This window comes from Microbacterium halotolerans, assembly GCF_003569805.1.
Classification (GTDB): Bacteria; Actinomycetota; Actinomycetes; order Actinomycetales; family Microbacteriaceae; genus Microbacterium; species Microbacterium halotolerans.
The window spans coordinates 1,924,499-1,931,735 of record NZ_KZ984051.1; the positions used below are offsets into that span (position 1 = coordinate 1,924,499).

At 69.8% G+C, this 7,237-nt stretch carries 8 protein-coding genes; 4 read left to right on the top strand and 4 right to left on the bottom strand.

Going from position 1 to position 7,237, the window contains the following annotated elements:
• Positions 1–138: 138 nt before the first annotated feature.
• Positions 139–318, top strand: coding sequence for a DUF3117 domain-containing protein (locus tag DZG09_RS08925; RefSeq protein ID WP_087056288.1), 180 nt, complete (start codon positions 139–141; stop codon positions 316–318).
• 92 nt (positions 319–410) lie between these two features.
• Here DZG09_RS08925 and DZG09_RS08930 read toward each other — a convergent pair whose 3' ends face one another.
• On the bottom strand, positions 411–1,049 hold the full coding sequence (locus tag DZG09_RS08930; RefSeq protein ID WP_119697230.1) for an O-methyltransferase: 639 nt from the start codon (positions 1,047–1,049) through the stop codon (positions 411–413).
• A 46-nt stretch (positions 1,050–1,095) separates the two neighbouring features.
• Here DZG09_RS08930 and DZG09_RS08935 point away from each other — a divergent pair, with 46 nt between their 5' ends.
• Entirely contained in the window at positions 1,096–1,485 is a 390-nt protein-coding gene (locus tag DZG09_RS08935; RefSeq protein ID WP_420845894.1) for a twin-arginine translocase TatA/TatE family subunit, read from the top strand.
• 40 nt (positions 1,486–1,525) lie between these two features.
• Here DZG09_RS08935 and DZG09_RS08940 read toward each other — a convergent pair whose 3' ends face one another.
• Positions 1,526–2,662, bottom strand: coding sequence for an Mrp/NBP35 family ATP-binding protein (locus DZG09_RS08940; protein WP_119697232.1), 1,137 nt, complete (start codon positions 2,660–2,662; stop codon positions 1,526–1,528).
• Positions 2,663–2,817: 155 nt separating this feature from the next.
• Between DZG09_RS08940 and DZG09_RS08945 the strand changes: the two genes are divergently transcribed.
• On the top strand, positions 2,818–3,711 hold the full coding sequence (locus DZG09_RS08945; RefSeq protein WP_205529107.1) for a YflT domain-containing protein: 894 nt from the start codon (positions 2,818–2,820) through the stop codon (positions 3,709–3,711).
• Between the two features lie 21 nt (positions 3,712–3,732).
• Here DZG09_RS08945 and DZG09_RS08950 read toward each other — a convergent pair whose 3' ends face one another.
• Entirely contained in the window at positions 3,733–5,124 is a 1,392-nt protein-coding gene (locus tag DZG09_RS08950; protein WP_119697233.1) for an aminopeptidase P N-terminal domain-containing protein, read from the bottom strand.
• 78 nt (positions 5,125–5,202) lie between these two features.
• Positions 5,203–6,231 (bottom strand): endonuclease/exonuclease/phosphatase family protein, encoded by a 1,029-nt coding sequence (locus DZG09_RS08955; protein WP_240423797.1) that lies wholly within the window; start codon positions 6,229–6,231, stop codon positions 5,203–5,205.
• Between the two features lie 99 nt (positions 6,232–6,330).
• Between DZG09_RS08955 and DZG09_RS08960 the strand changes: the two genes are divergently transcribed.
• A complete protein-coding gene (locus DZG09_RS08960) occupies positions 6,331–7,194 on the top strand; it encodes a PHP domain-containing protein (protein ID WP_119697234.1) in 864 nt (287 codons plus the stop codon).
• The last annotated feature ends 43 nt before the right edge of the window (positions 7,195–7,237 follow it).

Below are 7,237 nucleotides of genomic sequence, written 5' to 3' on the forward strand. Positions count from 1 at the left end.
GGCCGGATGTGTGCCCAGGCAGGCCCCGACGGATGCGGATGTGTTGCTCTACGTTTCGAATCCGAGCGGACAGAGAATCGTCGCGAGACGTCGGACCCGGCTAAACTTGACGCGAGACCTCAAGAAAAGGAGCCCGCTATGGCAGCCATGAAGCCCAGGACTGGCGACGGACCGATGGAGGCCGTGAAGGAGGGGCGCCTCATCATCGTGCGCGTGCCACTCGAAGGCGGCGGCCGTCTGGTCGTCTCGGTGAACGACGACGAGGCGAAGGAACTGCACAGCGTGCTGTCCGGCGTCGTCGAAGGCGCCGCGGCCTGAGACAGCACCGTCGAATCCCGGGAACCACGCGTTCCCGGGATTCGGCATGCCAGGTTGTCCACACTTCTGCCGAGATGCTCGTCGGCCCGACGCTATTCCTCTGAGGCGACGGCGACCAGCTGCAGCAGGCCCTCGCCCGCAGGGCTCAGGGACGCGATGACAGATGCGGACTCGCGCGTCTCGGCGAGGAGCGTGCGATAGGCGGTGGTCAGCTCGTCGCGCTGCACCGGATCGGCGACGCGGCCGCCCGAGAGCACGCGCGGGATCAGCACGCACCCTCCTGGGCGTGCCAGGCGGAGCCCATGCTCCACGTCCTCGAGCACGCTGTCGGTACCGCCGTCGACGAGCACGATGTCGTATGCCGCCTCGTTCATCCGGGGCAGCACCTCCGATGAGCGCCCGGTGATCCAGCGCACGCGCGATGATGGCACGCGCGCCTGTTGGAACGACTCCCGTGCCGCGCCCAGGTGCTCCGCTTCCTTGTCGATCGTGGTCAGGGTCGCGCCGGGCGCGCCGCGCAGCAGCCATAGGCCCGACACCCCGGCACCCGTGCCGATCTCGATGATCGAGGACGGCGCGGTCGCCGCGGTGATGAAGGAGAGCTGTGCGCCGAGCGCCGCGCTGACGGGATTGGCACCGAGCTCGCGGGCGTGCTGCCGCGCCCGCGCGATACTTTCGGGTTCGACCACGTTCTCGCGCACGAATCGTGCGACGGCTGCCTGCTCACTCATGCTTCTAAGGGTACGTCGCGGGTAATCTGTTTCCGTGGAACTCGGCATGACGTGGGACAAGATCCTCCTGATCGGTCTCATCGCTGTGCTCATACTCGGCCCGGAGCGCCTTCCGACGTACGCCGAGAAGCTCGGTCGCTTCGTTCGCAACGCCCGCGACTACGTGCGCAACGCCCAGGAGCGCGTCAAGACCGAGATGGGCGAGGACTTCGACGACGTCGACTGGCGCAAGCTCGATCCGCGCCAGTACGACCCTCGCCGCATCGTGCGCGAGGCGCTCCTCGACGACGCGCCGCCCGCACGCGTGGGCGCGGCAGCGGCGGGCAAGCCGCAGTCGCCGTCAGGTCCTCAGGAGTACACGCCTCCGCCTCCTCCGCCGCGCCGCAGCGTCTTCAGCCTCGAAGATCCTCCGCCCCACGACGACGAGGCGACGTAGCGAGCATTCGCCGCGCGCTCCGCACTCGCCGAATGCGCACTCACGCAGGGGAGAAGGGGAGCGGGCGCTGTTCGAGCCCGCGGGGACGGGACGCGATCGTGGCGGCGAGGTCGACGATCGCCTGCGCCGACGGGTCCTCCGGCGCGGCGACGACCACGGGCGTTCCCACGTCGCCGGACGAGCGCAGACCCTGACTGAGCGGGATCGACGCCAGCAGCGGCACGTCGTCCGCATCGGCGGAGAGCGCCGCGGCGACCTCGGCGCCGCCGCCTGAGCCGAACAGGTCGAGCACCGTGCCGTCCGGGAGCGTCATCGCCGCCATGTTCTCCACGACGCCGATCACCTTCTGGCCGGTCTGGCGCGCCACAAGCCCGCTGCGCACCGCGACGTCGCTCGCAGCAGTCTGCGGCGTCGTCACGACCAGCACCTCGGCATGGGGGAGCAGCTGGCCCACCGAGATCGCGATGTCGCCCGTGCCCGGCGGCATGTCGAGCAGCAGCACGTCGAGGTCGCCGAAGTGCACGTCGGTGAGGAACTGGTTCACCGTGCGGTGCAGCATCGGCCCGCGCCACGCCACTGCGCCGCCGCTGTCGGAACCTCGCTGCAGGAACATGCCGATCGAGATCGTCTTCACATCGTGCGCGATCGGCGGCAGCATCAGGTCGTCGATGCGCGTCGGCTGGGCCGTCTCGCCGTCACGGCTGAGCCCGAGCAGCCCCGGAATCGAGAAGCCGTGCACATCCGCGTCGATCAGTCCGACGCGCAGGTCCCGCTGCGCCAGCGCGACGGCGAGGTTCGCGGTGACCGTGGACTTCCCGACCCCGCCCTTGCCGCTGGTGACGGCGATCACTCGCGTGAGCGAATCCGGCCCGAACGGCATCGCCCTGCCAGGTCCGCGCAGGCGCTCGGTCAGTGCTCTGCGCTCGTCAGGGGTCATCACGCCGATGTCGAGGGTGACTTCGCCTACTCCGTGCACGCTCTCGGCGGCGTCGCGGACGTCGCGTTCGATCCGATCGGCCGCGGGGCACCCGACGATCGTGAGGGCGATGCCCACGCGCACATCCGTGCCGTCCGTCGCCACGTCGCGCACCATGTCGAGCTCGGACAGCGGGCGTCGCAGCTCGGGGTCCTGTACGCGCCCGACGGCCGCGCGGACGTTCTCGGAGAGGGTGCTCACCCGTCCAGCCTACGGCGTGCCCCGGCAGCGGGCACGTGGCAGAGCACCCGGATGAGGGATCGCTGAGGACGAGGCCGCCGGACTCAAAGCGCATGCATAGCAGGTTCACTGCTCGCGCCGACACCGGATCGTCGAGTGCGTGGGACACTGGGGTCATGAGCATGTTGGGCGGGAACGTTCGCTCGCCGAAGAACGTCGGCGAGACGGTCGCGAAGTACGACGAGTACGAGGCGGCGCAGAAGGCGGTGGGCAGACTCATCGAGGCCGAGGTGCCGGCACGTGAGATCTCGATCGTGTGGGCGGGCCTGCGCGCTGTCGAGATGATCACGGGGCGTCTCGGCTACGGTCGCGCCGCCTGGTCCGGTGCGCTCAACGGCGCGATTCTGGGCCTGCTGTTCGGCGCGATCTACACGCTGCTGTCACCGGAGGCGACGCTCCAGCTGCTCGTCGGGTTCATGCTCGTCGGCATGGCGCTCGGCATGGTCATGCAGCTGCTCAGCTACCGGATCGTGCGCAAGCGCCGTGACTACATGAGCGCCACCTCTCCCGTAGCCGACCACTACGAGATCGCCGTGCAGCAGGAGCACGCTGCGACGGCGCGACGCGTGCTGGGACAGCCGAGCCAGGAGCGTCAGTCGCCGCAGCCGACCGGTCCGCTGCCTCCGCCGCAGTACGGCATCCGGATCGACCCGGCCACGAACGCTCCAGTTCCGAACCCGGAGAATCCACCAGCAGCCGAGCAGGGGGCGCCGCAGGCGAACAAGCCGACGGTCGCGCCGCAGGCGGGTGTGCCGTCGGAACCGGCAGACGCGGCCATTCCGCCGCTGACCCCGGAGGATGCGAACTCCCAGCCTGCCTCGCAGGAACCGGTCGTGCCGCCGCGTCCGGCGGACCCCGTGCCTGCGCCCCGCAGCGCGGAGCAGGAGCGGCCGGATGAGCAGGGCTCGCCCGAAGAGCAGGAGCGCGCCGACCAGGGCCAGGGATCGAACGACCCGCACCCGCCGGCCGACGCCGCGGGGCCGACGGGTCAGCGCCCACCCGCCCCGTAGGTAGGGGCCGACCGTCGCGCGTCAGCGCAGCTTCGCCATCCACGCCTCGATCTCGTCGGCCGTGCGAGGGATCGCCGCCGACATGTTCACGGGCCCGTCTTCGGTCATCCGGATGTCGTCTTCGATCCGCACTCCGATGCCTCGGTACTCGGCCGGCACCGTCTCGTCGTCCGTCTGGAAGTACAGGCCGGGCTCGATCGTGAACACCATGCCGGGTGTGAGCACGCCGTCGTAGTACATCTCCCGCCGCGCCGCAGCGCAGTCGTGCACGTCGATGCCGAGGTGGTGGCTCGTGCCGTGCACCATGTAGCGGCGGTGGTGGCCGCCGCGGTCGGCGTCGAGCGCCTCCTCGGGGGTGACGGGGAGCAGCCCCCACTCGGAGACCTTCGCGGCGATCACCTGCATGGCCGCCTCGTGCACGGCGCGGAACTTCGCACCGGGCTTCGCCGCGGCGAACGCGGCATCCGCCGCTTCCCGCACTGCGTCGTAGACCTTGCGCTGTGTGGCTGAGAACGTGCCGTTCACCGGCAGCGTGCGCGTGATGTCGGCGGTGTACAGACTGTCGACCTCGACTCCGGCGTCGATCAGCACCAGGTCGCCCGGCACCACGGGGCCGTCGTTGCGCGTCCAGTGCAGGTAGCACGCGTGCGGCCCAGCGGCGGCGATGGTGTCGTAGCCCTCCCAGTTGCCGTCGCTGCGCGCGCGCTGGTGGAAGACGCCCTCGATGATCCGCTCGCCGCGGCGGTGCGCCGCCGCGCGCGGGAGCTCTCTGATGATGTCGTCGAACCCGCGTGCAGTGACGTCGACGGCGAGCTGCAGCTGCGCGGTCTCGAAGTCGTCCTTGACCAGGCGGAGCTCGTCGACGAACGTGTCCAGCTCATCGTCCTCACCGACCACGAGATCGTCGTCGCGCTGTTCGAACTCCTCGAGCGGGGCGGTCGCGATGCCGAGGTCTCGTGCCACTCCGGAGCGATCGGGGCGGGGGCCGATCCAGAACTCGCCGATCGTCGCATCGGAGTAGAACTCGCTCGTCGTGCGGTCGGCGCGCTCACGGAAGAACAGCGTCGCCTCGTGCGAGTCGCCCATCGGGTCGAATACGAGCACCGAATCCGGCTGGGAATCCGCCTCCCAGCCGGTCAGGTGGGCGAACGCGCTGTGCGCACGGAACGGGTACTCGGTGTCGTTGGAGCGCTGCTTCAGCGAACCGGCCGGAACGACGACGCGCTTTCCCAGGAACGCGGCCGACACTGCGGCGCGGCGCTTCGCGGCGAACGGCGCCTGCGCACGGGCGTGCGGCTCCGGATTCTGCCGCTGCGCCCATCCGGTCGGGATCGTGTCGAGGAACCCCTGCCCGTACGGCTGGCGGCGGCTCGAGGGCTTGTCGACGGAATCGGTCGTCACGGTGTCGCTCACGGATGCTCCCTGGTTCGCTGTTGGCGTTCCCACCAGTCTCTCACCGGACGCGATCCGAATGCACCGTCCGATTCGACGTCACCGGTCGGTCGGTTCGAGCTGCACGACGAGGGGACGATGATCGCTGCCGGCGTCATCGAGGTTCGTCATCACAATCGATCCCGTCGTCTCCCACGCATCGGTGTGCATCACGTGATCGATCGGCGCTCCGAGCAGCGAGGGCACATCGGTCGGCCAGGTGCCGATGCCGCCGTTGCCCGACTCGGGGGCGGCGGCATCGCAGTAGCCGAGGTCGTGGCCGTCGACGCCGAGGCGCGACATGTGCTCGAGCGTCGCATTGAAGTCGCCGGCGAGGATCACATTGTCGCTCGCGCACTGGTCGGCGATCCACTGCAGGTCATTGCTCCAGCTGTCCATGTACGCCTGGCGAGGTGCGACGGCGTGCACGGCCACGACCACGGGACCGCTGCCGTCGACAGGCATCGCGACAGCGCTCGGAAGCGTCGTGGTGTTGCTGGAGCGGTTCTCGGAGGAGTCGATCACCGAGTAGTCGCCGAGGTCCGGCGAGATCAGCAGCGTCGTCTCCCATGCGTACGGGGTGGGGGAGTCCGCGGCGTTGTACGCGACGTGGTGGACCCACATCGGCCGCCCCAGCTCGCGCATCTCGAGCGCCACCTGCTCGCCGCCGTCCTCCGTCGTCTCCGGCAGCGCGACGATGTCGGCATCCATGGCGACCGCCGTCTGCGCGATCCGGTACGCACCGGTCGCCTCGCCCGCCGTGTTCCATGTCATGACGCGGACGCTGGTGTCGGTCGCCTCAGGCAGGGTGTCCTCGCCGTAGCCGCGCGCGCCCAGCATGACGCCGCTCGACAGCGAACCGAGTGCGGACACCAGTGCCATCGAGAGTGCGAAGCCCCGGATCGGCTTGGCCGCGGCGAACAGCAGGAACAGCAAAGTGAGTGCGGCGAAACCGACGACGATCAGGCCGCGCATCGCGACGATCTGCGCGACGGGGAACATCTGCTCGACGCGGAAGAACGCGGGAAAGGTGAGCACTGCGGTTGCGCATGCGAACAGCACAGTGATGAGCACCCCGATCAATCGCACGCTTCGAGCCTATGACCGGCACCTGTGGAAACGTCCAATGGCACCCGTGCAGGAGATGCGCGTCGGCTGGACGACGCCGGGAGGGAAGCGGTGAAGGGCATGTGCGACGATCGATGGGTGCTCACCGGCCCCAGCGACCTTCATCTTCATTCATCCTGTTCCGACGGCACGGAACCACCGGCGGAGGTGATGGCTGCGGCGCATGACGCCGGGGTCCGCACGGTCGCCCTCACCGATCACGACACGACGGCCGGATGGGCGGAGGCGGGCGATGCGGCGCGCACGCTCGGCCTGACGCTGCTGCCGGGCGCCGAGCTCTCGGCGAAGCACGCGGGGCGCAGCGTGCACGTGCTGGCGTACCTGTTCGATCCGGATGCCGCTGAGCTCGTCGCTCTGATGGCCGGCGTGCGCGAGAACCGTGCGGGCAGGGCGGAGCGGCTGGTTGCGAACCTGGCGCGGGACCTCGACGTGACATGGGACGACGTCGTCGCCCAGCGCACGGGCGATGCGACCGTGGGGCGCCCGCACATCGCCGACGCGCTGATCGCCCGCGGCATCGTCGCCTCCAGGGAGGAGGCGTTCGCGACGCTGCTGTCGCCGCGCGGACCTTACTACGTCTCGCACCCCGCTCCGACACCGATCGACGTGGTCCGCGTCGTCCGGGCGGCGGGAGGGGTGCCGATCATCGCGCACCCCGCTGGGCGCGGCATGCTGCCCGTTCCCGTGCTGGAAGAGCTGCTCGATGCCGGGCTGTCGGGGTTCGAACTCGACCACAGGGAGAACACTCCGGATGGTCGGGCGACGCTGGCGAGGATCGTCGCCGAGCGCGACCTCATCGCCACGGGCTCGAGCGACTACCACGGCACAGGCAAGCTCAATCGCCCCGGTGAGAACACCACCAGCGACGAGATGGTCGCCCGCATCATCGCGCAGGCGACCGGGGTCCCACCCGTCTCCGGCTGACGACCGCGCCATCGAGGTGTGGGGGAGTGGGGGCCCCCCCCCC